General features: G+C 56.4%; 1 protein-coding gene and 1 pseudogene. One reads left to right on the top strand and one right to left on the bottom strand.

What is annotated here, in order from left to right; translation table 11 throughout:
* Nucleotides 1-233, top strand: a pseudogene (locus A3730_RS07595) (GMP synthase (glutamine-hydrolyzing)); the annotation flags it as partial.
* A 58-nt stretch (nucleotides 234-291) separates the two neighbouring features.
* On the opposite strand, the gene A3730_RS07590 reads toward A3730_RS07595, so the two are convergent.
* Nucleotides 292-567, bottom strand: a 276-nt coding sequence (locus tag A3730_RS07590) for a hypothetical protein (RefSeq protein ID WP_197477360.1), incomplete at its 5' end; no start/stop codon positions are given.

The following is a 567-nucleotide window of genomic DNA, read 5'->3' as shown; positions in this document are numbered from 1 at the left end:
CCGTGTTCCTGCCGGTCAAGTCAGTGGGCGTGGTAGGCGATGCCCGTCGCTACGAATATGTGGTGGCTCTGCGTGCGGTGGAAACCATCGACTTCATGACGGCCCGCTGGGCGCATCTGCCCTATGAATTCCTGGAACTGGTCTCCAGCCGCATCATCAACGAAATTCCGGGCATCAGCCGGGTGACCTACGATATCTCGTCCAAGCCACCGGCGACGATTGAGTGGGAATAAGCCACGCAAAATACAAAAGGCGGCCCAATGGCCGCCTTTTTTATGGGCACCGGAAAGCTTAAGAACAAATCCGCATCAGGTGCGTGATCAGGTCTACCTGTCGGCGGAAGTTGTTCTTTTGCAGCAATGATTTGATGTTGGTGCGAATGGTGCTGATGGCCAATTCCAGTTGTTCGGCCGCTTCGGCGGTGTTGGTTCCCTTGAGCAGGCAGAGGCAGACGCGGGCCTCTGCCTCGGTAGCGCTGATGACCTTGCGGATCTCGGCAATGCTGGGGGTGCGGCAGACATTGGGATCGAAGATTTCCACCAGAACATTGCTGTTGTTGCTTTGTCG

Source organism: Alcanivorax sp. HI0044, assembly GCF_001634945.1.
The sequence above is the reverse complement of the archived record's forward strand: the minus strand, read 5'-3'. Positions and strand labels throughout refer to the sequence as shown.